The organism is Corynebacterium sp. KPL2861, assembly GCF_040225475.1.
GTDB lineage: Bacteria > Actinomycetota > Actinomycetes > Mycobacteriales > Mycobacteriaceae > Corynebacterium.
Genome location: NZ_JBEHFW010000004.1, coordinates 40,220 through 60,709, shown reverse-complemented (window position 1 = coordinate 60,709; position 20,490 = coordinate 40,220). Strand labels below are relative to the sequence as shown.

Sequence of the window (20,490 nt, the reverse complement as noted above, 5' to 3'; positions counted from 1 at the left end):
GGCCACCCTAATGCAAAGCGAACGCATATTTTCTCCCTGGATGTGCCATGATAGGACTTATGGACACCCGTCAACTTCTTTATTTCCGTGCCGTTGTAGACAATGGGTCCTTTACCCATGCCGCCGCAGCCCTCGAAATGACCCAGCCCTCCCTGAGCCTTTCCATCCGCAAATTGGAAAAGGAGCTCAATACCCAGTTGCTGTCCCGGGGTCGTTCGGGCGTAACCACCACGGAGGCAGGTGATTATGTCTATGACACCGCCCTTAAGGTCGATGCCCTGCTGGCCGATGCCCAGCGCCACATCAGCGAAATCACCGGCGATAACGCCAATACCGTCTCCCTGACGTCGTGCCCCATTTTGAACTGGGAATTTACCCCTTCCATCCTCTCCGAGCTCACCGAAATCCACCCCTCAGCTCGCATTAGCCTGGATGATTCCACCGCGGCTACCGCCATCAAGCGGCTCTTAGAGGGCCAGGTGGACCTCGCGCTCTTGCCGACGTCCGACCCCAAAGCCTTCATTCGCCGCTACTCTCCCGAGCTGACTATCCACGACGTCGCCGAGTTCGACTACTCCCTCGCGGTACCAGAGGCCATGGCGGATCTTCCTTCCCCCGTCTCCCTGCAGGACTTGCGCGAGGAAACCTGGCTGGTGCCTCCCCACTGCCGCGAGCTTCCCGGCATGGCGGAGCTTTACGATGAACTGTGGGAGAACCACCCCTCCTACAAACCGAATCACATTCAAGACGTGGCATCGCTGCATGCCGCCATCCCGATGATTTCCAGTGGCTTTGGCATCAGCTTCATGCCGCGGTGCGCCCCCGCGCTGCACCCGCAGGGCATCGCTAAACTAACGGTCAAAGAGGATCTTCCGCGCTTCCATGCCATCTTGGCGTATCGCTCCGACCGCGAACTGACCCCAGCCGCCCAAGAATTGGTCGGAATTCTGCGCGCGCACAATTCCGTCCGCCCCCTGGCTTAGAAATCACCGTGGCCGTGGGCTAATATGAGTGTGCTGTCCAGCCCCCATAGCTCAGCGGATTAGAGCAGTGGGTTTCTACCCCATGTGTCGCGGGTTCGAATCCTGCTGGGGGCACCGTGTGAAGTCTCGAGACATCGTTCCTTTAAGCTACGATGCCTCGAGACTTTTTCGCAGCGTGCCGGCTTTTTGTCTACGCTAGGGTCTTTAGCAACTGGCTCCTTCGAAAGGCTCGACAATGTCACTTCCGGCACCATCTCGTACCTCCTACGCCCTGGTTACGGGCGCTAGTCAGGGCATCGGCAAGGCGATGGCCCACGATTTCGCGGCGATGGGCTATAACGTCATCCTCGTTGCCCGGCGCGGCGAAATCCTGAAAGACATCGCCACAGAACTTGAGCGCCGCCACCACATTGAGGCCATTGCCTTGCCCGCGGATTTGGCCACTGATGAGGGGGTCGAGGCGGTCATTGATGCCATCTCCTCCAAGGAAGTCTCCATCCTGGTCAATTCCGCCGGCATCGCCAGCTTCGGGCCCTTCATGGACCAGGACTGGGGCTACGAGACCTCCCAGTTCGCCTTAAACGGCACCGTCGTGCACCGCCTGACCCGTGCCGCGCTGGAACACATGCTCCCGCGGCGTACGGGCGCCATTTGCAATGTGGGCTCAACGGCCGGCAATATCCCCATCCCCAATAACGCGACCTACGTCTTTACCAAGGCCGGGGTGAATGCGTTTACGGAGGCGCTGCACTATGAGCTCAAGGGCTCTGGGATCAGCTGCACCCTGCTAGCTCCTGGGCCGGTGCGCGAGGCCACCATCGCCGAGGAAGACCAGACCATCGTGGATAAGGTCGTGCCCGATGCGCTGTGGACCACCTACGAGTCCTGCTCCCAAGAGACCATCGCGGCCATGCAAAAAGGCCAACGCCGCGTGGTCCCTGGCCCCTTGTCAAAGGCGATGAACGTGGTCAGCAAGGTGTTGCCAACCCCAGTCATCGCGCCGCTTATCGGGCGTTTTTATTCCCAGATGGGTTAACTTTCAGCATTCTTGCCGGCTGCTTGGCTCCCGGCTGCTTGTGCCGCCGCGCGGGCGTTTTTGCGGTCCACCCAGAAGTCCGCATTCTTGATGCCCACCGCTTCTGGGTCGAATTCCGGATCCTTGCCCGCCTTCTTTTGCTTCTCGTAGTCCTTCAGGACCTTAAGCGCCGGAACCTGCAGGAAGAGGATGGCGATAATATTTAGCCATGCGGTGGTACCCACGCCGATATCGCCCAGTGCCCAGGCAGAACCCGGCGTCGTGGTGGCACCCACGATGACCGAAACGATGATGAGGATGCGCAGCGCCCACACCAGGCCGCGGCGAATCGGGCGAGACTTAACCCAACGGTTGAAGTAGGTCAGGTTGACCTCGGACATGTAGTAGTACGCCAGCACGGTGGTAAAGGCGAAGAAGGCAATGGACACGGCGATAAACGTCGGGCCCCAACCGGCAAAGACGCTATCGAGGCCGGATTGGACGAAGCCGGGGCCGACCGCGACGTCATCGGGAAGCGAGCCTTGGTAGACAACCTCGCCATCCTCGGATTCGCCACGGAAGACCGTGTACATATCCGTGGAAATGATCATGAACGCCGTAGCGGAGCAGACGAAGAGGGTGTCGATGTACACGGCGAAGGACTGCACGAAACCCTGCTTGGCCGGGTGGGAGACCTCAGCGGCGGCAGCGGACTGCGGGCCGGTACCCTGACCGGCCTCGTTGGAGTAAATACCGCGCTTAACGCCCCACATGATGGCCACGCCCAGCATGCCGGAGAACCCGGCCTCGAGGTTGAACGCAGACTTAAAGATAAGGCCAAAGACCTCTGGAATCTGCGAGTAGTTGATGAGCATCACGACGATGGATATGCCGATGTAGATGACGGCCATAAACGGCACGACAAGGGTGGCGAAGTTAGCGATGCGCTTGACACCACCGATAATGATGACGGCCAAAATGCCGGCCAGGACAACCGCGGCCCAGGTGGAGTTAATGCCCCACGCGGTATCGGCCGCAGCGGCAACGGCGTTCGCCTGGATGCCGGGCAGGAAGTAGCTGGTCGCCAGAATCATGGCGATGGCAAAGAGGATGCCGTAGACCATCATGAATGGCGCGGCCTTGGTGTGCTTATATGCCTTTTCGATGTAGTAGGCCGGGCCACCGCGGTACTCGCCGGTGTCCTGGTCCTTTTCTTTATAAATCTGCGCCAGGGTGCACTCGATGAAAGAGGTGGACGAACCCAAAAGCGCCACCGCCCACATCCAGAACACCGCACCAGGGCCACCGAAGGCAATGGCCGTGGACACGCCGGCGATATTACCCACGCCCACGCGGCCGGATAGCGAGACCATCAGCGATTGGAAGGAAGAAACACCGTCATCGGATTTTTCGCCTTTGGAAATTTGTCGCAGCATATCCGGGAGGCACCGGACCTGCAGGCCCCGCGTTACCACGGTGAAATAAACACCCGCACCCAAGCACAAAAACACGAGGGCGGGCGACCAAATTATGGAATTGAGGGCATCGAGAAAGTTTGCCATCGAGAAACTCCTTAGTCATTCGCACCTTCCTTGTGAAGCACGATATAGAAAGTATGCCGCAAATCACTTCCCCATGTCGGTAAAACGATAGGTAAATTTTTCTTTCTGCTTTGCGAGGCGTGGATCGGCCGTGCGAAGCGACCGGCCAGCCGGGGTTAGAATGGAACGCATGTCTTCCCCTGAAATCGCCGCAAAATATGATCGCCTCGTGTGGATCGACCTGGAAATGACCGGCCTCGACCCCGAGCGCCACGTCATCGTCGAGGTGGCCGCCATCATCACGGATGGCAACCTCAACATCCTTGGCAAAGGCATCGATCTTGTCGTCCACGCTACCGAAGAGGAACTATCCCAAATGGATTCCTTCGTCACCGAGATGCACGCAAACTCCGGCCTCGATAAGGAAATCCGCCAGTCCACCACGACCATCCGCGAGGCCGAGGACGCGGTGCTGGCGCTTATCACCGAGCACTGCGAGCACCCCGCGCCCCTGGCCGGCAATTCCATCGCCACCGACCGCACCTTCATCCGCACCTATATGCCGCGGCTGGACGAGGCGCTGCACTACCGCATGATCGACGTCTCCACCATCAAGGAGCTCGCCCGGCGCTGGCACCCGCGCGCCTACTACAACCAGCCCGATAAGGGCATGGCTCACCGCGCGCTGCAGGACATCATCGAGTCCATTCGCGAGCTGGATTTTTATCGCCGCAGCGTCTTTCGCACCGACGAAGGCCCAACCTCCGCCGAAGCCGAGGAACTCAAGGCCGAAACAACCGCCGATTACCAGGCGTTTTTGTAATTTGCGCGGCGTGAGTTAACCTATATCTCGTTGCTTTCGCGCAACGATGGTGGCTGTAGTTCAGCTGGTAGAGCACCAGGTTGTGATCCTGGTTGTCGCGGGTTCGAGTCCCGTCAGCCACCCCAAACTCCCGAGCCTCGCGCTCGGGAGTTTTTATATCTCCACCACCATTCCCTCCGAGCGGGCCCTCCCGGCGAGATCCGGCATATCCCCTGTAATCAGGAACTCCTCGACGCCCAGCCGCTTGCCGATGCCCCTCAGTTCCTCCCCCACTTCCTCCACCGTCCCCCAAATATCGTGGCTCAGGGTCTCGTCGATGCGGCGCTGCTGTTGGCTCGTCAGCCCCTCCAGGTCCAATTCGCGGGCCGGGCGAAGCGGCGCGAATTCCCCGGTGGACTGGGCCATGACCTTTGCATAGGACTCTGGCAGCAAAAGGTCGCGCGCTTGGTCCGCGGTATCGGCTACGGCGATATTGAGGGAGGAGATGATAGGTGGGGCATCGGCAAGCGCATGCTCGCGGTAGAGCCGCGCCGCCTTTTCCTGCATCTTTACAGGCCCGCCCAGGATGACGCCCAAGCCCAGCCGCGCGGCCACCGCAACCGACCGGAAGCCCGCAAGGATATAGATGGGCGTGCCCGCATACTCGGGCCGCACCGTCACCGCCTCCTCGCCGCGCAGGTACCGCAATAGGGTCTCGACCTCGTTCTCGAACTGTGGCTTGAGCTCCAACGGATCACCCTGGCGCAGCGCCTTGCGCACCGGCTCCGTAAAGCCCACCGAGGAGCCCAGCCCAATATCAATCCTGCCTGGGTATAGAGCTTCCAAGAGGTTGATTTGTTCCGCAATCAGAAACGGTGGATGGTTGAGCACCATGATGCCTGCGGTACCCACGCGAATGCACTGCGTGCGCGCCGCCACGTGCGCAGCCAACATGCCCGGCTGGCCCGCGGGGATGCCCGGCACCCCGTGGTGCTCGGCAAGGAAGAACCTTTTAAACCCCAGCCGCTCCACATGCTGCGCATGCTCGGCTACCCCATCGAGTGTGCCTGCCGCCCCGCGGTCCAAAATAGAAAAGCGCATGGCCACCACTGTAGCCATGCGCCTAAAAATTGTGCGGATTATTGATTAGCGTCCGCGTTGCCCTTGGACCATTCCTCCCAGGACATATTCCAGTCGCCCAAACCGTCCATGGGGCTGAGCGTCTCGCCGTAGGTATTGAATACGCGGACGACATCGCCGCGCTTGACAGTGTTCTGGAACCACTGCGCGGCCTCCGGCGTCACGTTGATGCAGCCGTGGGAGGTATTGGAATTACCCTGAGCCCACACGGACCACGGTGCGGAGTGCACGTAGATACCGGAATAAGACATCTGGGTAGCCCAGTCCACCTCGGTGCTGTACCCGCCCGCTTCGTGCGGCAACCCGAAGGTCTCAGAGTCCATTAGCAGCGACTGGTGCTGATCGCCGATGACGTAGCGCCCATTCGGGGTGTCATATTGGTAATCGCGACCCAGCGATACCGGGATGGTGCGAAGGAGCTCCTTATTCTTGTAGACCTTCATGGTCTTGGTGGCATTATCCACCAGCGCAATGGTGCGATCCCCGATGGTGAAATCCGTCGAGGTATTTTCCCCGCCGTAGATTCCGCCACCGAGATCCTTGCCGTACTGATCGACCTTGACCTCAACCTTGGTACCCGGCTCCCAATACTCCTTGGGGCGCCACCGCACTTCCTGGTTATTCACCCAGTAGAACGCGCCTTCCACCTCTGGGTTGGTCTTGACTGTAATCGTGTCCTCTGCCGCCTTGCGGTCGGTGATATAGGTACCGAAATTGACGCCGATTACCTGGCCCACGCCCACCTCGGATCCTGGGATAGGAGTCATCGCCACTTGGGCGACGCCCGCCGCCTGGGAGGTGGAAAAGCTCAGGTTCTTCTTATTGCCATCCTTATCAGTGGCCACGATGGAATAGGTGTGGTTATAGCCAAGATCCTCAGCCGTAGTCCACTTCTTGCCGTCCTCAGAGAGCTTTTCTTCTACTTCCACGTCCAGCTCATTGGTCATGGTCACGCTCTTGAGCTCGGTGGTCGATTCCACGGTGACGGGCTTGGATGGATCGACATCCTGCGCCCCATCCTTCACGGAGGTGGAAAGCTTGGACTTTTCTTTCTGCTCCGATTGTTCTGCGGAGCTCGAGGTAGATTCCTGTTCTCCCGAGCGGTTTTCAGCGGTGGAATTAACGGAGCACGAAGCTACTACCAGGGAAACGCACGCAATGCTCGCAGCGGCAATGCGGCGGGAATTAGGGAGGGAAATAATCACTAAGTAGACCTTAGAAACACAGTAGTTCTTTCAAGACCAATCCAGACTATCGTCTTGCCACCCCAAATACCAGAAACAAGCTCACCGTTATCCAAACTGTTATACTCCCCAGAAATACGCTATGAGCAGGCGATTTTACAGTTTTTCAACCGGGGTGCTAAAGTTTCTACTCGTTGCACAGAGAGCCACACGGCCGGACGTCAACACTGCGCCATTAGCTCAATTGGCAGAGCAACTGACTCTTAATCAGTGGGTTCGGGGTTCGATTCCCTGATGGCGCACAAAAGCGAAATCGCGAGGCAAATACCTCGCGATTTTTTGTTTCCAAAGCTTGCAATTCAAGGCTAGCAAAAAGGCCGAGCATTTCGCTCGGCCTTTGCTTATTTCACGCGTTGGGGCGCGACGACGGGAACACCGCGGTGCTCCACGATGTCCGCCTCTACCCCATAGACGCTTTCCACCAACTCGCACGTGAGCACGTCTCCAGGCGTGCCTTGGGCGCGAATGCGGCCCGATTTGAGCACCACCAGCTGGTCGCACATGCGCGCGGCTAAATTGATGTCGTGGATGGCCACCAGCCCCAGGCTGCCCTCGCGCTTGGCCTTTTCGCGCACCTCCTCGAGGACGAAGAACTGGCGATGTAGGTCGAGCGCGGACGTCGGCTCATCCAAGAGCATCAGCCCCGGATTGCCCACCAGCATCTGCGCCACGGCCACGAGCTGACGCTGGCCGCCAGATAGCTCGTTGAGGTAGCGCGAGGCAATGTCATCCAGCCCCATCGCATGCAGCACCTCGCCGGTGCGGGTAATCGGGTCTTCGCACGCTTCCCGACGCGCCGCGATTAACACCGTTTCAAACGCCCGCAGCGCCGCGGTACTGGGCAGATCCTGCGGAACGTAGCCAATCAGCTGGCGGCGACGCTTGCCCCGCGGGCTCTCGCCGCCCACCAGGAAATCCACCTCGCCCTTGTACCCGCGGTGCACGCCGGCAAGGGACTTGATCAGCGTGGTTTTACCGGACGCGTTGGGACCTAAGAGGCCGACCAGTTGACCGCCTTGCAGCGTATCCACGTCTACCGCTTCGAGCACGGTGTGCTTGCCGTAGGCTGCGCTTATACCGCGCAGGGTAAGTTCTACGTCCACAGCGCCCTCCTTCGAGTCATCACGATGGCGATAAAGAACGGCACGCCCAAAAGCGAGGTCACGATGCCAATCGGAATGGCCAGACCCGGCTTAATCATCAGGCTTGCCGCGTGCGCCGCACACATCACGGCCGCGCCGGCGGCCATGGAGGCGGGCACGAAATAGCGCTGGTCCTCGCCCACCAGCATACGAGCGATGTGCGGGCCCACGAGGCCGATAAAGCCGATGATGCCGGCGAAGGCCACCGTCGTTGCCGCCACGAGGGAGACCACGATGAGCACCACCACGCGTAGCCGCGCGGTATTAATGCCCATGGCGGCAGCGCGGGCATCGCCAAGCCGCAAGGCCGTAAGCCGCCACGACAGCGCCCACAAAATGGGCAGGGCGACCAGCAGCACGCCCGCGAGCACGCCATTGGCGGCCCAGTTGGCACGGGTGAGCGAACCCATGGACCAAAAGACGATCTGCTGGAGCGCCTCGGCCGAAGACTGGTACTGGATAAGCGCGAGCATGGCCTGGAAGAAAAAGACCAAACCAATGCCCAGCAGCACCATGGTCTCCGCTTTCGCACCCCGGATAATGGCCGCCACGACGATGATCGTCGTCGCCACCGCCGCAGACAACCACGCCACCAGCGCCAGGTTGAACTGCGGCTGGGTTAGCAGCTGCCACTTGAGCACGATGGAACTAGCGCCGCCGAAGGCCGCCGCGGCGGAAATACCGAGGGTAAACGGCTCCGCCAGCGGGTTATTCAAGATGGTCTGCATCTCCGCGCCGGCCAGCGAGAGGCTGACGCCGATGAGCAGGGCCATAACGGCCATCGGCAAGCGCAGCTTCCACAGCACCGTATGCGTCTGGTCATCCAGGCTCGAGGGATTTACGATGCCCCTGATGACCTCGCCGGGGCTGATGTCGATGGCGCCAACGAAGTTGCTGACCACAAACGCCACCGCCGCAATGAGGCACAGGCCCGCGACGATGCTGATGCGCTGCCAGGTGAGCTTCTTGTGTTGCTGCGTAAGGGCAGCTACCTCCGCGCTCACCATTAATTCGTGCTAAAGAAGGTTCCCTCGCCAGCAACCGGCGAGTACTTTTCTTGCGCTTGCATCCACTGCTTGTCGATGTCCATATCCTCATACGCCTCCGGGTTGATCCATTCCGCGATCTGCAGCAGCGCCAGGTAGTTGAACGGCGAGTTGTAGAACTGGTGCCACATGCTGTGCAGTTTGTGTTCCTTGACCGCGCGCAGGTTCTCAAAACCGGGCTGGTGGCTCGGCAGCTTGGTAACGCTCGACTCCGCCTCATCTTCACCGATGCCATAGCCCACCGCGGCGTAGCCCACGGGGTTGCCCTCATCGTCTTTCATTTCGGACCAATCGCCGCCGGTGGCAATCACCATGTCTGGGTCAGTCTCGAGGACCTTTTCTGGGGTCAGGGCACCGGATTCGCCTGGGATGATGCCGTCGGCCACGTTTTCGCCGCCGGCGACGTTGACCAGCTGCGAGATATTGGAGTCATTCCACGAGCCACAGCAGTCCGAGACACCGGCCGCGCGCCAAACGAAGGTCTTGGGCTTGTCCTTTACCTTGTCCGCACGCTCCTTGACCAGGTCCACGGTTTCTTGCCACTCTTTGTTGAATTCCTTGGCGCGCTCTTCTTTACCGAAGATCTCACCGAAAATATCCATGGACTTGGTGGTGTTTTCCAGCGGCTTGGCGCGGAAATCGGTCACGGCGTACTTGAGGCCTGCCTGATCCATCTTCTCTGTCAGGCCTGCCTCTTGCGAGGCGTCGTACTGGTCCTTGGACAACACGATGAGGTCTGGATCCAAGCTCACCAGGTTTTCCACGGTGACATCGCCCTTGGTGAACCCGCCGATTTCCGGCAATTCATTGACCTTGGGCAACTTTTCTTCCAAGACGTTGTAGTAGTCCGGCACGTTCTTCTTCAGATCGGATCCGATGCCTACGACCTTATCCAGCGGATCCTCGGTATTGAGGATGCCGGTGGCGAAAATGGAGCGGCCCTCGCCTAACAGGACACGCTCGGGGGCCTTGTCGAGTTCTACGTCGCGGCCCGCGAGGTCGGTGAAGGACAGGGCAGCATCGTCGCTGCCGCCGCCGTTGTTGGTTGTTTCTTCGGCGGTGCTGCAGCCTACAAGTGCGGTGGCGGAGGCCGCCACCACGGCCATTACCTTGGGGAATCTATATGCCATCTTGAGTCCTTGGTTAGTCGGATTCCTCGAATTGAGGATAAGTGCGAGCTTATCCTAGCTTAACCAAGTAAGGTGAACCAAACCTAAACTACCTCCTCGGCGATTGCGTAATCTTCCGGCTCACCCTTGGGTACCTCAGTGCCGTCCGCCATGGTACGGTCCTCCAATTCGCCGTCCGGATCCACGATGGCGATATCGAAACCAGCCTCGCGGATGCGCCGGAGGCCTTCCTTCAGCATGCGCCGGCCCATCCGGTTGGATCCGGTGATATGGGATAGCTCCAGCACCACCGTGCCCTCACCAAATTCGCATTCGGTGAGCTGATGCAAGATGGTCTCCGCCGCGTTGAAGTTGATGAGCCCCTGCAGGAAGATCACCGTGAGATCATCCTCGGTCTCCATCCTGCGCACGGGGTGCACGCCGTAGCGCTCATCTGTGGACATCAAGTGCAGCCCCATATCCTTCGAGAGCAAGGTCAAGGCATCCACCCCACGGACGGAATTGCCCTCCTTGTTAAGCCGCGGCGAAAACGTCGCTACCCCCAATTGGCCAGGCAGGGTTCCCAGCAGGCCGCCCGAAACACCGGATTTCGCCGGGATACCAACCTCGGCCATCCAGCGCCCAGCGCCGTCGTACATGCCCGCAGAGCTCATGACAGAAAGCGTCAGGCGGCAGACATCGGCATCAAGAATCTTCTCCCCCGTCACCGGCTGCGTGCCACCATTGGCCAAGGTGGCAGACATCACGGCGAGGTCGCGCACCGTGACCTTAATCGAGCACTGCTCCACGTAGGTCGAAACCGCATCGTGGGCCTCGTCCTGGATGATGTCGTAATTGCGCAGCATGTGCGCCAAAGACAGGTTCCTATCAGAGACCTGCAGCTCGGAATCGCGCACCTTTTCATCGAGTTTCAGCTCGCGGCCCGCCAGCCGCGAAAAGTAGGTGCGCAGCTGTTCCACGCGCTCGGCCGGATCCGAATCCACGCCATTAATTAGCTGCGTTACCGCGATCGCGCCCGCATTAATCATCGGATTCACCGGCCGGTGATCATCGCGGTTGAGCGAAAGCTCATTGAAGGCCTCGCCGGACGGTTCCATGCCGACGATCTCGCGCACCGCATCCAAACCGAGCTCCTGCAGCGCTAGGGCATACGCAAAAGGCTTCGACACGGACTGCAGGGTGAATTCCACCTCAGCATCGCCGGCGGAATACACATGCCCCGTCGTGGTGCAGATGGCCACGCCGAGGTAGTCCGGTTCCGCCTTCGCGAGCTCGGGAATATAGTCCGCCACCGCGCCGCTGCGATTTCCTCGCACCCGAGTCAAAATTTCCTGCAAATAAAAAGGAATTGGAGTTTTCATCGCGACCTAGCATACGAAAAAAGCCCCCACGGCGCGCGTGGGGGGTAAGGCGGGGAAAATTAGTGGCGCTCAGACAGCAGGCGCTGCAATTCCTTCAGGTCGCTCTTGCGGCGACGCGAGCGGAACACGGAAAAGGCAATCAGCCCAACGACGGCGGCGCCGACGCCACCGAGTACCAGCTGCACGTTGCGGTCCTGCAACTTTTCGGTGGCGGCATCCTTGGCGTCATCGACGAGGTTTTGCGGCTTGCTGCGATCCGCAATTTCATCCAGGGTGCTAGCCAGCTGGCGCCGGGTGCGTTCGATATCGCGTTGAATATCTTCAATATTGCGTGCCACGGAATTCTCCTCTTAGCTTAAGTTTCGCTCTTAACGAGCTTATCTTACCGTGCAGGGTCTCCACCGCGCAGGCTGGGGAGCACGTAAAGTGGGGTCCATGACTGAAACTCGTTTGAACGTAGGAGATACCGCCCCCGCTTTTTCGCTTGCCGATGCCACCGGCAACACCGTTTCCCTTTCCGATTACGCAGGCCAGCGCGTGCTGGTGTACTTCTACCCGCGCGCCAATACTCCAGGCTGCACCAAGGAAGCCTGCGATTTTCGCGATTCCCTAGAAGAGCTCAATGATCTCAATATCGCGGTGGTAGGCATCTCCCCCGATAAACCCGAGGCGCTGGCGAAGTTCCGCGATGACCACGATCTCAATTTCCCGTTGCTTTCTGATCCAGATAAGTCCGTCATGACCGCATACGGCGCCTTTGGGGAGAAGAAGAACTACGGCAAGGTAGTCCAGGGCGTTATCCGTTCCACCTTCCTCGTGGAGCCGGATGGCACCATCGGCCAGACCCACTACAATGTGAAGGCCACCGGGCACGTCGCACGCGTGATGAAGGGCCTCGAGTAAGCCGGTGGAGGAGATCCTCGTCCCGCGGCGTCGGCCAGCGCAGGCGCGCAGCCGGGAGCGCTTTGAGCGCATTGTGCAGGCGGCGCGCGCTGTGCTTGTCGATGTCGGCTTCGAATCCTTCACCTTCGATGAGGTCGCCCACCGCGCCGAGGTTCCCATCGGCACGCTGTATCAGTTCTTTGCCAATAAATACGTGCTCATTTGCGAGCTCGACCGGCAAGATACCGCTACCAGCCTGGCCGAAATCGAGCGCTTTTCACACCTCGTGCCAGCCCCGCAGTGGCCGGATGTCTTGGATGAATTCATCGACCACCTCGCGCGAATGTGGCGCGAGGACCCCTCCCGACGCGCCGTCTGGCACGCCATCCAATCCACCCCAGCGACGCGGGCCACGGCGGCCGATACCGAGCTGCAGCTCTTGGAGCCGCTCGCCGAGATCCTCCGCCCGCTGGCCACCGAGCACAGCGATGCGCAACGCATTGAGCTGGCGCGCTTCCTTATCCACACCGTGGTTTCGCTGCTCAATTACGCTATTTCGGGCGAACCAGACAAGTTCGATTCCGTGGTCATGGAGCTAAAGCGCATGCTGATTTCGTATCTCTTTGCGGTGGCCGCGGGATAAGTTTGTAGACGTTTATACAAGTTATCCACAGGCGGGCGCTGGGCGCGATTGGCGCCGCGGTAGCGGGCGCCTAAATTTGCAGGCATGAACGCACTGCAGGCCTATGCCACCCAGATTTCCTCGGCGATGGATATCCTCGCCGAGGCCCACGGCATGCCTGAAAGCGCCCTCGTTGAGCTCGGCCTGCCGGATGTCGAGGCCCGCGAACTGCTCAGCCTAGCGGAGGTTTATTTCGGCACCACTTCCTTTAGCCGCAAGCAGCGCCTCGCCACCGCGGGGGCGCGCCACCATGACTTGGTGACGCTCAAGCTCATCGAGAAGTACGCCACCCGCGCGGCCACCAAACGTGCCGCATGGAACCTGCGCGTGGAGCTGTGCCGACAGCACGGGCCGGCCTCTGAGATTATTCGGCTCGCAAAGAAGCGCCTGCGCGAATGGCGCCCGCGCCGCAAGCCACCGCGCGAGGGCATACAGCTCCTGCGCCGCCCGGAAGGCCCGTGGACGATGCGCATTACCGCGCCCTCATCCTTCCTCGCGGATATTGATTCCGCCCTCGACCCCGATAACCCACTCGCATCCTTCCGCGATCTCATCCGCGGCGAGGGTGCTGCCACGGTACAGACCACGACGAACGTGATTATCCCGCTCAACGCGCTGGATCAGATTTTAGATGGCGATGGCGATGAGGTCACGCTTCGGCTAACCAACGGCTCGACCATTACCGGCGCGCAGCTCGTAGAGCGCACCTTCAGCGAACACGGGCTAGCTACGCTCATCCACCCGGTGAAGGGCCCGGTCAACCTGTATCGGACCTCGCGCTTTGCCTCGGAAAAGCAGCGACTAATGGCCGCCGCCGAAAACCCCACCTGCCCGTGGCCGCCGTGCAATCACCCGGCGGATAAGTCTCAGATTCACCACCTGCAGGCGTGGAAGCACGGTGGGATGACCAACGCGGACAACCTCACGGTGTGCTGCCCGTACCACAACGGGGTAAACCAAGACGATCCCAATGCCCCTCCCCTGCGCGGCCACCTTGCCCGGGTAAACGGCAAGGTTCGCTGGGTCCGCTAGCGCTGCCTCATCGAGGTAGCGCTACTCGGCGTGTGCAAGCAGCTGCGCGCACAAATCAGCGGGAAAGTGCGCCCTGGCCATCCGGGCGAAGTCCTCCCGGCCGAGCGCACCCGCACCCTCTGGCACGCTGCCCCACAACCGGCAGCCCGTGACCGCCGGAAGCTCGTCCACGTTCAACCGCGTCGCCAGATCCGGCCTCGCGGGCAAACTGCCGCCGATAAGCCCCATCACGTTAATCCTGCGCCGCTGCGCCTCGCGGACGGTGAGCTCGGCAGCGTTGAGGCTGCCAAGACCGAGGGAGGTGACAATGAGGAGGTTGGTGGCGACATCGGCAAGCGTGTAGTCGTCTGCCAAACGCACCAGCAGGCCGCCGGCACCTTCCACCAGCACCACCCGGCCTGGTGCGTCCAACCCTGCGATCCAGTCCCAGAGTTCCTCTTTGCTCGGCGGAGTCATGCGGGCCCGGCGCGCCGAAAGGTTCGGTGCCAGCGGCTCGGGAAAACGCACCATCTCCGTGACCTCGACCCCGGCCAGGGCCCGCACCGTCGCCGCATCGCCGCTATTGCCCGGCTCGCCGGTCTGCAGGGGCTTGGCATAGACGACCTCGCGCCCACTCTGGGCAAGGGCGCTGGCGAGCACCGCCGTGGCCACCGTCTTTCCCACGTCGGTATTGGTGCCGGTGACAAAGATAATCATCGCTTTCCTCCTCCTACCGCAGCGCGCACACCGCGGCAAATCTGCGCGACCTCGTCTTCGGTACTGATAAAAGGCGGCATGGTGTAGATAAGGCGGCCGAACGGGCGCAGCCACACGCCTTGGTCCACCGCCGCGTCCGTAGCACCTGACATATCGACGTCGCGCTCCATCTCCACCACGCCGATAGCCCCCAGCACCCGCACGTCCGCCACGCCCGGCTCGTCCTCTAGCCCGGAAAGCCCGGCGCGCAGCTGCTTCTCGATGCCCGCAACCTGCCCCCGCCACCTTCCCTCCAGGATCATGGAGGTCGCCTCGGCAGATACCGCGCAGGCCAGCGGGTTGGCCATAAAGGTCGGGCCGTGCATCAGCGCGCGTGGGTGCATACCCTCGGCAACCCGGGCGGTGGCGAGCGTGGCGGCCATCGTCATGAAACCGCCGGTCATCGCCTTACCCACGCACATGATATCCGGCACCACTCCCGCCGCCTGGGTGGTAAAGAGGTCCCCGGTGCGCCCAAAACCCGTGGCTATTTCATCCGCGATCAGCACGATTCCGTGGCGGTCGCAGATTTCGCGCGCCCCGCGCACCAGCTCGTGGTCGTGGAAGCGCATGCCGCCGGCGCCTTGGACGACGGGCTCGATGATCAAGGCTGCGACTTCGTTCGTAATGCAGCCTTCCAGCTCGCGTAGGTAATCCGCGCGCGCCTTCTCGCTCGCCCCGCGCGTGGGCGGTGCTGGGGCGAAAACCTGCTGCGCCAGGGTGCCGGTCCACATCGAGTGCATGCCGCCATCGGGATCGCACACGCTCATCGCGGCAAAGGTATCGCCGTGATAACCCGAGCGCCAGGTCAGCATCTTGGTGCGCTCCGGGTGGCCGATCCCCTGCTGGTATTGCAGAGCCATCTTGATGGCGACCTCTACCGAGACCGATCCCGAATCCGCATAAAAGACCTGCGCGAAGTCGTGGCGCGTGAGCTCCATGAGATTGGACGTTAGCCGCGCTGCCGGCTCGTGCGTGAGCCCGCCGAACATCACGTGGCTCATGCGGTCGATCTGTTCCTTAGCGGCGGCGGTAAGCCGCGGGTGGCTGTGGCCGTGGGCGGCGGCCCACCAGGAGGACATGGCGTCGATGAGCTGGGTGCCATCGGCAAGCGTGAGGTGGACACCTGCGGCCGACTCGACGACGCGCGTGGGCGCGCCGGGCTCGGCATAGGGGTGCCAGATGTGGTGGGCATCGATTGTCGCTATGTCGCTAGTAGAAATATTCACCAAATTAGATCTAGCACACACTTTCAGCCGCTATAGTGCTTTTCATGAAAGTTCTTGAACAGCGTTCAATTCGCCGCGTACCCCTAGTTTTGCCGGCAGTTGCGGGCATCGAAATGTGGGAGCGCTTCAGTTTTTATGGCATGCAAGCCATCCTCGCGTACTACCTCTACTCCACCTCTGATGGGCTCGGCATGGAGCAAACGCAAGCCACCGCGCTCGTCGGCGCGTACGGCAGTCTGCTTTACCTCTTTACGTTTGTGGGCGGCTGGGTCAGCGACCGCCTCTTGGGTGCCGAGCGCACCCTGCTTACCGGTGCTGGGCTGTTGGTGTGCGGACACTTTTCCCTTTCGCTAATTCCCGGCACCGCAGGGCTCATCATCGGGCTCTTGCCGCTCGCGCTTGGCTCGGGGCTGCTCAAGACCGCCGCGATAACGATTCTGGGCGCCGCTTTCCCCGCCGAGGCCGGCGCGCGCGACGGGGTCTTTCAGATTTTCTACCTCGGCATCAATATCGGCGCGCTTTTTGGCCCCATGCTCACGGGCTGGCTGGCGGAGGAATACGGCTACCACGCCGGATTCTTCGCCGCAGCGGTGCTCATGTGCTGCGGCTGCGCCACCTACGGCGCACTGCGGAAAAAGATAGACGCGCCAACTCGTCCGCCTCATCCCACCCAGGCCCCAGGCAAGGCGGGCTTGGTCGCGCTGGCGGCGCTACTGGCCGGCGTGCTGATCATTATCACCGTTTCTCCGGCAACGCTGACGATGCTGCTTCTTATCGCCACGGTAGCGGCCGCGGCGGGGCTTTTTGCCAGTATGCTGCGATCCTCGCGGGTCACCGCGGATGAACGGCGCCGCATCCTGGATTTCATTCCGCTTTTCGCCTGCTCAACGGCCTACTGGACCCTGCAACCGCAAATCTACGGCGTGCTTGCGGTCTATTCGGATCAGCGCCTCAACCGATCCATCGGCGGATTCGAGATCCCGCGGGCGTGGACGCAATCGCTCAACCCGCTATTCATCCTCCTGCTCTCGCTACCCTTGGCCGCGGGCATGACGCGCTGGGCCAACTCGCGGCGCGCGCGCATGGGCTGCGGCATCATCTTCGCCGGTGCGGGCATGTTCCTTCTGTTGCCCCTTTGTGGGAGGCGGGAAAATTCCACGCCGTTCCTGGTATTAGCGGGCACCATCTTTTTGATGTCGCTCGGCGAGCTCTTCATCGGCCCAGTGGGCATGGCAGCATCTGCCGCCCACGCGCCGCGGGCCTATGCCACTCGCTTTTCCGCGCTGTACTTCCTCACCATGGCCATCGGCACCTCGCTGGCCGGATCAATGTCGCAGCTGTACGATCCCACCTCGGCATCCGCGGAAACAACCTACCTCCTCATCATGGGCGGCGTCCCCATCATCTTGGGGCTGATACTCCTCCTGCGGCGCAGGTAGGCCTTTAACGCCCGGCGGACTCATCCAGCGCGCGGTCCGCCATCAGCACGTCGCGCATGCCGCTGAATAGATCGCCCATTCCCTGCGGGTTGGACGGCATATAGAGCACGGAGGCTTGGCCGTTATCCGAGACATCGACCATCGCGTCGAGGTACTGCGAGACCAGCATGAGGACCTCGGGAGATTCCTGCACACCGGCATCGCGCAGTAGCTCGTACTGCTGGGCGATGCCCTCCACAATCTCCTTGCGCTGCTCGGCAACACCCCTACCCTGCAGCTTCTTTGCCTCCGCGGCACCCTCGGCTTCTTTGACCACGCGGATCTTTTCCGCCTCCGCCTGGGCGATGGCCGCCTCGCGCTCGCGCTGCGCCGCGTTAATGGAGTTCATGGACTCGCGCACGCGGGAATCCGGGCGAATATCGGTTACCAGCGTATTGACGAAGTTCCAGCCGTATTCGGCCATATTATCCCGGAGAGAGGCCGCCACGTTCTGCGCGATGGTGTCCTTGGAGGAAAAAGACTCGTCCAAGCCCATATTCGCCACCGACGAGCGCACATTATCTTGCACATAGGCCACGATCTGTTGCTCGTGGTTGGAGAGCATATAAAAGGCCTCGCGCTCGCGGCCTTCTACCACCTCGTACTGCACCGCAACCGGGATTTGGACGAAGACATTATCCTTCGTCTTGGTTTCCACCATTACGTCCAGTTGGCGCACCTGCAGCGAAATCTTATCGCGCACGCGGTCGATCCAGGGCATCTTGAAGTGCAACCCCGCGTGGGCGACTGTCTGGAATTTACCCAACCGTTCCAAGATGGCCGCCTCGCGGGTACGCACGATGTAAAAGCCATCAAATACGGTGGCGAGAATCAGCAAGATGATGATACCGATGATGATTAAGCTCAACATTTCCTCTCCCTAACTACGTATGTGAAATTAATTTTCGCACAGGCGGAAAGCGTTCGCTAGTGGTCATCGATAAGCGCAAAGAGCTTGCCCATCACCTCCGCGCCGTTCTCGCCGATGCCATTGTGCTGGTACTCATTCGTCACCCACGGCCGCAGATCGCCCAAGTGCGCGGCGGTGGACAAAGATTCCTCCAGGGGAACGAAAATATCGTCGAGGTAGATGGCGGCGGCGGTGGTGGGGGCATCGGCAAGCGCATAAGGCGCAGTAAATTCCCGCTCCGCCAAGCCGTGCGCGCCCTCCTTGAAGGCCTGCAGCGCCGGGTCCTCGTCGAACTGCCACGGGAAAATATGCTCGCCGGTCAGCCAAGTGCCGGACTCGGCAAACTCTGGGAACTCCTCCCGCACGCGATGCGCCGCCCACTGCGTCGCCGCCTGCCCGCCGCTGCCGGCATAAATGGACTCGTGGATCGCCGCATAAAGCGGGGCCTCCGCAAAGCTCACGCGCTCGCCGATGCCCCACAGGAAATCATCCCGCAGCACCTTCTCTCCCCGCACGGTGCGGAAGGGCTCTTCCAGGAGGTAGGCCAGGCCGTCGAAGCCGGTGCCCCGCCCCAAATCGGTGCCAATGGTGCGAAAACGCAGCGAGGACAGCCGCTCGCCGGTGTGCAGGCGTTCATCGGAATTATCGAGGTGCGCGATGATTTCCTCGATGCGGCGCTGCACCCAGGGGAATTCGCGGTAGAAGCGCTCCTGGCGGGCCTTGAGCTTGCTAAAGGTCGCGCGGTAGAGGTGATCCGCGCCCTGCAGCGTGGGGATACCGCCGGTGAAAAACGCGTGCTTGACCGACTCTGGTGCTTGGGACAGGTACGCGGTGATGCAAAAGCCGCCGAAGGACTGGCCGAACAGGGACCAAGTCTCCAGCCCCAGATGCTCGCGCAGGCGCTCGGCATCGCGCACGATATTGTCCTGGCGCAATAAGGCTAGGTGGTCGGCGCTGCGCTCTTCTGCGGGGCTTAGCCTATCGATGCGGTGCGAGCGCCCCGTGCCGCGCTGATCGAGGAGGATGACGCGGTAGCGCTCGAGCGCCTTGCCGATAAGCCCCGTCGGCTTGACCGGCCGCGGCGCCGGAAATCCCGGGCCTCCTTGCAGGTACAGCAGCGCCGGCAAGTCCTCGCCGCCTGGCGGGATGATTTCGCGGGCATAGAGAGCAAAAGTCCCGCGCGGATTGTCATAATCCCACGGGACTTCCAGGGTGTGTTCAATAATATCGTGGCCGAAGCGGCGGTAGTGAGTCATGCCCACCCAGGTTAGTAGACCTCCAGGCCCTTTGCGCGGAAAACGTCGCGGACTTTTTCCACGTCCTCCGGTTTCGGCGGCTTGGTATCTGCCAAGTGGTAGGTCATATCGAGCCCCTCCCACTTGTCCTTGCCCATATTGTGGAAGGGCAAGACCTCGACGCGTTCTACATTGGACTTCCACCGCGCCACAATGGAGGCGACGTTTTCGACGTTCTCGGCCGAATCCGTCAGGCCCGGCACGACGACGAAGCGAATCCACACCGGCTTGCCTATCGCGTTGAGGCGGTCACCAAAATCGAGCGTGGGCTGCAGCTGGCGCCTCGTTACGCGCTGATAGGTTTCCTCGTCGCCCGACTTCACGTCCAGCAGCACAAGATCGATATTGTCCAGGTCCTCATCGCGCAGGCGCGAGCCTAAGAAGCCTGAGGTATCGATGGTGGTGTGGATGCCGGCGTCGTGGACCTCCTTAAGCACGCGGCGGGTAAACGCAATCTGGAAGAAGGGCTCACCACCGGAGATGGTCAGGCCACCACCGGAGGCCTGGAAGATGGGCTTGTAGCGCTTGATGCGTTTGACCACATCGTCTACCCGCTCCAAGGTGCCGGTCTTCATCTCCATGGTGTCCGGGTTATGGCAATACTGGCAGCGCAGGGGGCAGCCGGACATGAACATGGTCATGCGGGTGCCCGGGCCGTCGACGGCGGTTACCAGCTCCCAAGAGTGCACGAGGGCGATATCGCCGGTGCGGCGCGCCTCCATGAGCTCGGGGCGGGTAATCTCATCGAGTTCGTGGTCGGTTCCCAGGCCCGCGGCAACACCGCGAACGCGCTCGCCGGATTCCGGCGACAGGGTGACCACACCAGTAATGCCATCAGCCATG

General features: G+C 61.1%; 20 protein-coding genes and 3 tRNA genes. 10 read left to right on the top strand and 13 right to left on the bottom strand.

Annotated elements, in window-relative coordinates; translation table 11 throughout:
* Positions 1 to 59: 59 nt before the first annotated feature.
* The 3 genes from ABRP84_RS04255 to cmrA all read left to right on the top strand — a co-directional run bounded on the left by ABRP84_RS04255 (position 60) and on the right by cmrA (position 2,019).
* Positions 60 to 983, top strand: coding sequence for a LysR family transcriptional regulator (locus ABRP84_RS04255; RefSeq protein ID WP_349852823.1), 924 nt, complete (start codon positions 60 to 62; stop codon positions 981 to 983).
* A gap of 40 nt (positions 984 to 1,023) precedes the next feature.
* Positions 1,024 to 1,097: transfer RNA gene (locus ABRP84_RS04250), tRNA-Arg, on the top strand.
* A 121-nt stretch (positions 1,098 to 1,218) separates the two neighbouring features.
* The gene (gene cmrA / locus ABRP84_RS04245; RefSeq protein ID WP_349852822.1) at positions 1,219 to 2,019 is read left to right on the top strand and encodes a mycolate reductase; all 801 of its coding nucleotides are present in this window, start codon (positions 1,219 to 1,221) and stop codon (positions 2,017 to 2,019) included.
* On the opposite strand, the gene ABRP84_RS04240 is transcribed toward cmrA, so the two are convergent.
* Positions 2,016 to 3,560: an alanine/glycine:cation symporter family protein gene (locus tag ABRP84_RS04240; protein WP_349852821.1), complete on the bottom strand. Its 1,545-nt coding sequence runs from the start codon at positions 3,558 to 3,560 to the stop codon at positions 2,016 to 2,018. The two genes, cmrA and ABRP84_RS04240, sit on opposite strands and share 4 nt — an antisense overlap.
* A 160-nt stretch (positions 3,561 to 3,720) precedes the next feature.
* Here ABRP84_RS04240 and orn point away from each other — a divergent pair, with 160 nt between their 5' ends.
* Both orn and ABRP84_RS04230 read left to right on the top strand, forming a co-directional pair.
* Positions 3,721 to 4,362 (top strand): oligoribonuclease, encoded by a 642-nt coding sequence (gene orn / locus ABRP84_RS04235; RefSeq protein WP_349852820.1) that lies wholly within the window; start codon positions 3,721 to 3,723, stop codon positions 4,360 to 4,362.
* 49 nt (positions 4,363 to 4,411) lie between these two features.
* Positions 4,412 to 4,487, top strand: a tRNA-His gene (locus ABRP84_RS04230).
* Positions 4,488 to 4,515: 28 nt separating this feature from the next.
* On the opposite strand, the gene ABRP84_RS04225 is transcribed toward ABRP84_RS04230, so the two are convergent.
* Both ABRP84_RS04225 and ABRP84_RS04220 read right to left on the bottom strand, forming a co-directional pair.
* On the bottom strand, positions 4,516 to 5,460 hold the full coding sequence (locus ABRP84_RS04225; protein WP_502879783.1) for an MsnO8 family LLM class oxidoreductase: 945 nt from the start codon (positions 5,458 to 5,460) through the stop codon (positions 4,516 to 4,518).
* A gap of 20 nt (positions 5,461 to 5,480) precedes the next feature.
* Positions 5,481 to 6,686: a L,D-transpeptidase gene (locus tag ABRP84_RS04220; RefSeq protein WP_349852818.1), complete on the bottom strand. Its 1,206-nt coding sequence runs from the start codon at positions 6,684 to 6,686 to the stop codon at positions 5,481 to 5,483.
* Between the two features lie 208 nt (positions 6,687 to 6,894).
* Between ABRP84_RS04220 and ABRP84_RS04215 the strand changes: the two genes are divergently transcribed.
* Positions 6,895 to 6,967: transfer RNA gene (locus ABRP84_RS04215), tRNA-Lys, on the top strand.
* A 99-nt stretch (positions 6,968 to 7,066) separates the two neighbouring features.
* Here the strand turns inward: ABRP84_RS04215 and ABRP84_RS04210 are convergent.
* The 5 genes from ABRP84_RS04210 to ABRP84_RS04190 form a co-directional block, all read right to left on the bottom strand.
* Positions 7,067 to 7,828, bottom strand: coding sequence for an ABC transporter ATP-binding protein (locus tag ABRP84_RS04210; RefSeq protein ID WP_349852817.1), 762 nt, complete (start codon positions 7,826 to 7,828; stop codon positions 7,067 to 7,069).
* The gene (locus ABRP84_RS04205; RefSeq protein ID WP_349852816.1) at positions 7,819 to 8,874 is read right to left on the bottom strand and encodes a FecCD family ABC transporter permease; all 1,056 of its coding nucleotides are present in this window, start codon (positions 8,872 to 8,874) and stop codon (positions 7,819 to 7,821) included. The genes ABRP84_RS04210 and ABRP84_RS04205 overlap by 10 nt, the downstream gene beginning before the upstream one ends.
* Positions 8,874 to 10,043, bottom strand: a complete 1,170-nt coding sequence (locus ABRP84_RS04200) for an ABC transporter substrate-binding protein (RefSeq protein WP_349852815.1) — start codon at positions 10,041 to 10,043, stop codon at positions 8,874 to 8,876. The genes ABRP84_RS04205 and ABRP84_RS04200 overlap by 1 nt, the downstream gene beginning before the upstream one ends.
* Positions 10,044 to 10,126: 83 nt before the next feature.
* Positions 10,127 to 11,404 (bottom strand): glutaminase, encoded by a 1,278-nt coding sequence (locus ABRP84_RS04195; protein WP_239269888.1) that lies wholly within the window; start codon positions 11,402 to 11,404, stop codon positions 10,127 to 10,129.
* 59 nt (positions 11,405 to 11,463) lie between these two features.
* Positions 11,464 to 11,742: a DUF3618 domain-containing protein gene (locus ABRP84_RS04190; protein ID WP_239269889.1), complete on the bottom strand. Its 279-nt coding sequence runs from the start codon at positions 11,740 to 11,742 to the stop codon at positions 11,464 to 11,466.
* Positions 11,743 to 11,839: 97 nt separating this feature from the next.
* On the opposite strand from ABRP84_RS04190, the gene bcp reads away from it, so the two are divergent.
* The 3 genes from bcp (at position 11,840) to ABRP84_RS04175 (ending at position 14,000) form a co-directional block, all read left to right on the top strand.
* On the top strand, positions 11,840 to 12,307 hold the full coding sequence (bcp, locus tag ABRP84_RS04185; protein WP_284640178.1) for a thioredoxin-dependent thiol peroxidase: 468 nt from the start codon (positions 11,840 to 11,842) through the stop codon (positions 12,305 to 12,307).
* Positions 12,308 to 12,311: 4 nt separating this feature from the next.
* The gene (locus tag ABRP84_RS04180) at positions 12,312 to 12,929 is read left to right on the top strand and encodes a TetR/AcrR family transcriptional regulator (protein ID WP_349852814.1); all 618 of its coding nucleotides are present in this window, start codon (positions 12,312 to 12,314) and stop codon (positions 12,927 to 12,929) included.
* 84 nt (positions 12,930 to 13,013) lie between these two features.
* Positions 13,014 to 14,000 carry an HNH endonuclease signature motif containing protein gene (locus ABRP84_RS04175; protein WP_349852813.1) on the top strand — a complete coding sequence of 329 codons (987 nt, stop codon included), beginning with the start codon at positions 13,014 to 13,016 and terminating at the stop codon, positions 13,998 to 14,000.
* 21 nt (positions 14,001 to 14,021) lie between these two features.
* Here the strand turns inward: ABRP84_RS04175 and bioD are convergent, their stop codons facing one another.
* Both bioD and ABRP84_RS04165 read right to left on the bottom strand, forming a co-directional pair.
* Positions 14,022 to 14,696 (bottom strand): dethiobiotin synthase, encoded by a 675-nt coding sequence (gene bioD / locus ABRP84_RS04170; protein WP_349852812.1) that lies wholly within the window; start codon positions 14,694 to 14,696, stop codon positions 14,022 to 14,024.
* The gene (locus ABRP84_RS04165; protein ID WP_349852811.1) at positions 14,693 to 15,967 is read right to left on the bottom strand and encodes an adenosylmethionine--8-amino-7-oxononanoate transaminase; all 1,275 of its coding nucleotides are present in this window, start codon (positions 15,965 to 15,967) and stop codon (positions 14,693 to 14,695) included. Before ABRP84_RS04165 ends, bioD begins: the two co-directional genes overlap by 4 nt.
* Positions 15,968 to 16,008: 41 nt before the next feature.
* Here ABRP84_RS04165 and ABRP84_RS04160 point away from each other — a divergent pair, with 41 nt between their 5' ends.
* Positions 16,009 to 17,403 (top strand): peptide MFS transporter, encoded by a 1,395-nt coding sequence (locus tag ABRP84_RS04160; protein WP_349852810.1) that lies wholly within the window; start codon positions 16,009 to 16,011, stop codon positions 17,401 to 17,403.
* A gap of 4 nt (positions 17,404 to 17,407) precedes the next feature.
* Here ABRP84_RS04160 and ABRP84_RS04155 read toward each other — a convergent pair whose 3' ends face one another.
* From ABRP84_RS04155 to pflA, 3 genes are read right to left on the bottom strand one after another with little or no spacing between them, the layout of a single operon-like run.
* Positions 17,408 to 18,313, bottom strand: a complete 906-nt coding sequence (locus tag ABRP84_RS04155; protein ID WP_349852809.1) for an SPFH domain-containing protein — start codon at positions 18,311 to 18,313, stop codon at positions 17,408 to 17,410.
* Between the two features lie 56 nt (positions 18,314 to 18,369).
* Entirely contained in the window at positions 18,370 to 19,608 is a 1,239-nt protein-coding gene (locus tag ABRP84_RS04150) for an alpha/beta fold hydrolase (protein ID WP_349852808.1), read from the bottom strand.
* Positions 19,609 to 19,619: 11 nt separating this feature from the next.
* Entirely contained in the window at positions 19,620 to 20,489 is an 870-nt protein-coding gene (gene pflA / locus ABRP84_RS04145) for a pyruvate formate-lyase-activating protein (RefSeq protein ID WP_349852807.1), read from the bottom strand.
* Between the last annotated feature and the right edge of the window lies 1 nt (position 20,490).

Excerpts from the sequence above, each read along its gene's own strand:
- ABRP84_RS04255 (WP_349852823.1), top strand. The coding sequence starts at position 60 with ATGGACACCCGTCAACTTCTTTATTTCCGTGCCGTTGTAGACAATGGG.
- cmrA (WP_349852822.1), top strand. The coding sequence starts at position 1,219 with ATGTCACTTCCGGCACCATCTCGTACCTCCTACGCCCTGGTTACGGGC.
- ABRP84_RS04240 (WP_349852821.1), bottom strand. The coding sequence starts at position 3,560 with ATGGCAAACTTTCTCGATGCCCTCAATTCCATAATTTGGTCGCCCGCC.
- orn (WP_349852820.1), top strand. The coding sequence starts at position 3,721 with ATGGAACGCATGTCTTCCCCTGAAATCGCCGCAAAATATGATCGCCTC.
- ABRP84_RS04225 (WP_502879783.1), bottom strand. The coding sequence starts at position 5,460 with ATGGCTACAGTGGTGGCCATGCGCTTTTCTATTTTGGACCGCGGGGCG.
- ABRP84_RS04205 (WP_349852816.1), bottom strand. The coding sequence starts at position 8,874 with ATGGTGAGCGCGGAGGTAGCTGCCCTTACGCAGCAACACAAGAAGCTC.
- ABRP84_RS04200 (WP_349852815.1), bottom strand. The coding sequence starts at position 10,043 with ATGGCATATAGATTCCCCAAGGTAATGGCCGTGGTGGCGGCCTCCGCC.
- ABRP84_RS04195 (WP_239269888.1), bottom strand. The coding sequence starts at position 11,404 with ATGAAAACTCCAATTCCTTTTTATTTGCAGGAAATTTTGACTCGGGTG.
- bcp (WP_284640178.1), top strand. The coding sequence starts at position 11,840 with ATGACTGAAACTCGTTTGAACGTAGGAGATACCGCCCCCGCTTTTTCG.
- ABRP84_RS04175 (WP_349852813.1), top strand. The coding sequence starts at position 13,014 with ATGAACGCACTGCAGGCCTATGCCACCCAGATTTCCTCGGCGATGGAT.
- bioD (WP_349852812.1), bottom strand. The coding sequence starts at position 14,696 with ATGATTATCTTTGTCACCGGCACCAATACCGACGTGGGAAAGACGGTG.
- ABRP84_RS04160 (WP_349852810.1), top strand. The coding sequence starts at position 16,009 with ATGAAAGTTCTTGAACAGCGTTCAATTCGCCGCGTACCCCTAGTTTTG.
- ABRP84_RS04155 (WP_349852809.1), bottom strand. The coding sequence starts at position 18,313 with ATGTTGAGCTTAATCATCATCGGTATCATCATCTTGCTGATTCTCGCC.
- ABRP84_RS04150 (WP_349852808.1), bottom strand. The coding sequence starts at position 19,608 with ATGACTCACTACCGCCGCTTCGGCCACGATATTATTGAACACACCCTG.
- pflA (WP_349852807.1), bottom strand. The coding sequence starts at position 20,489 with ATGGCTGATGGCATTACTGGTGTGGTCACCCTGTCGCCGGAATCCGGC.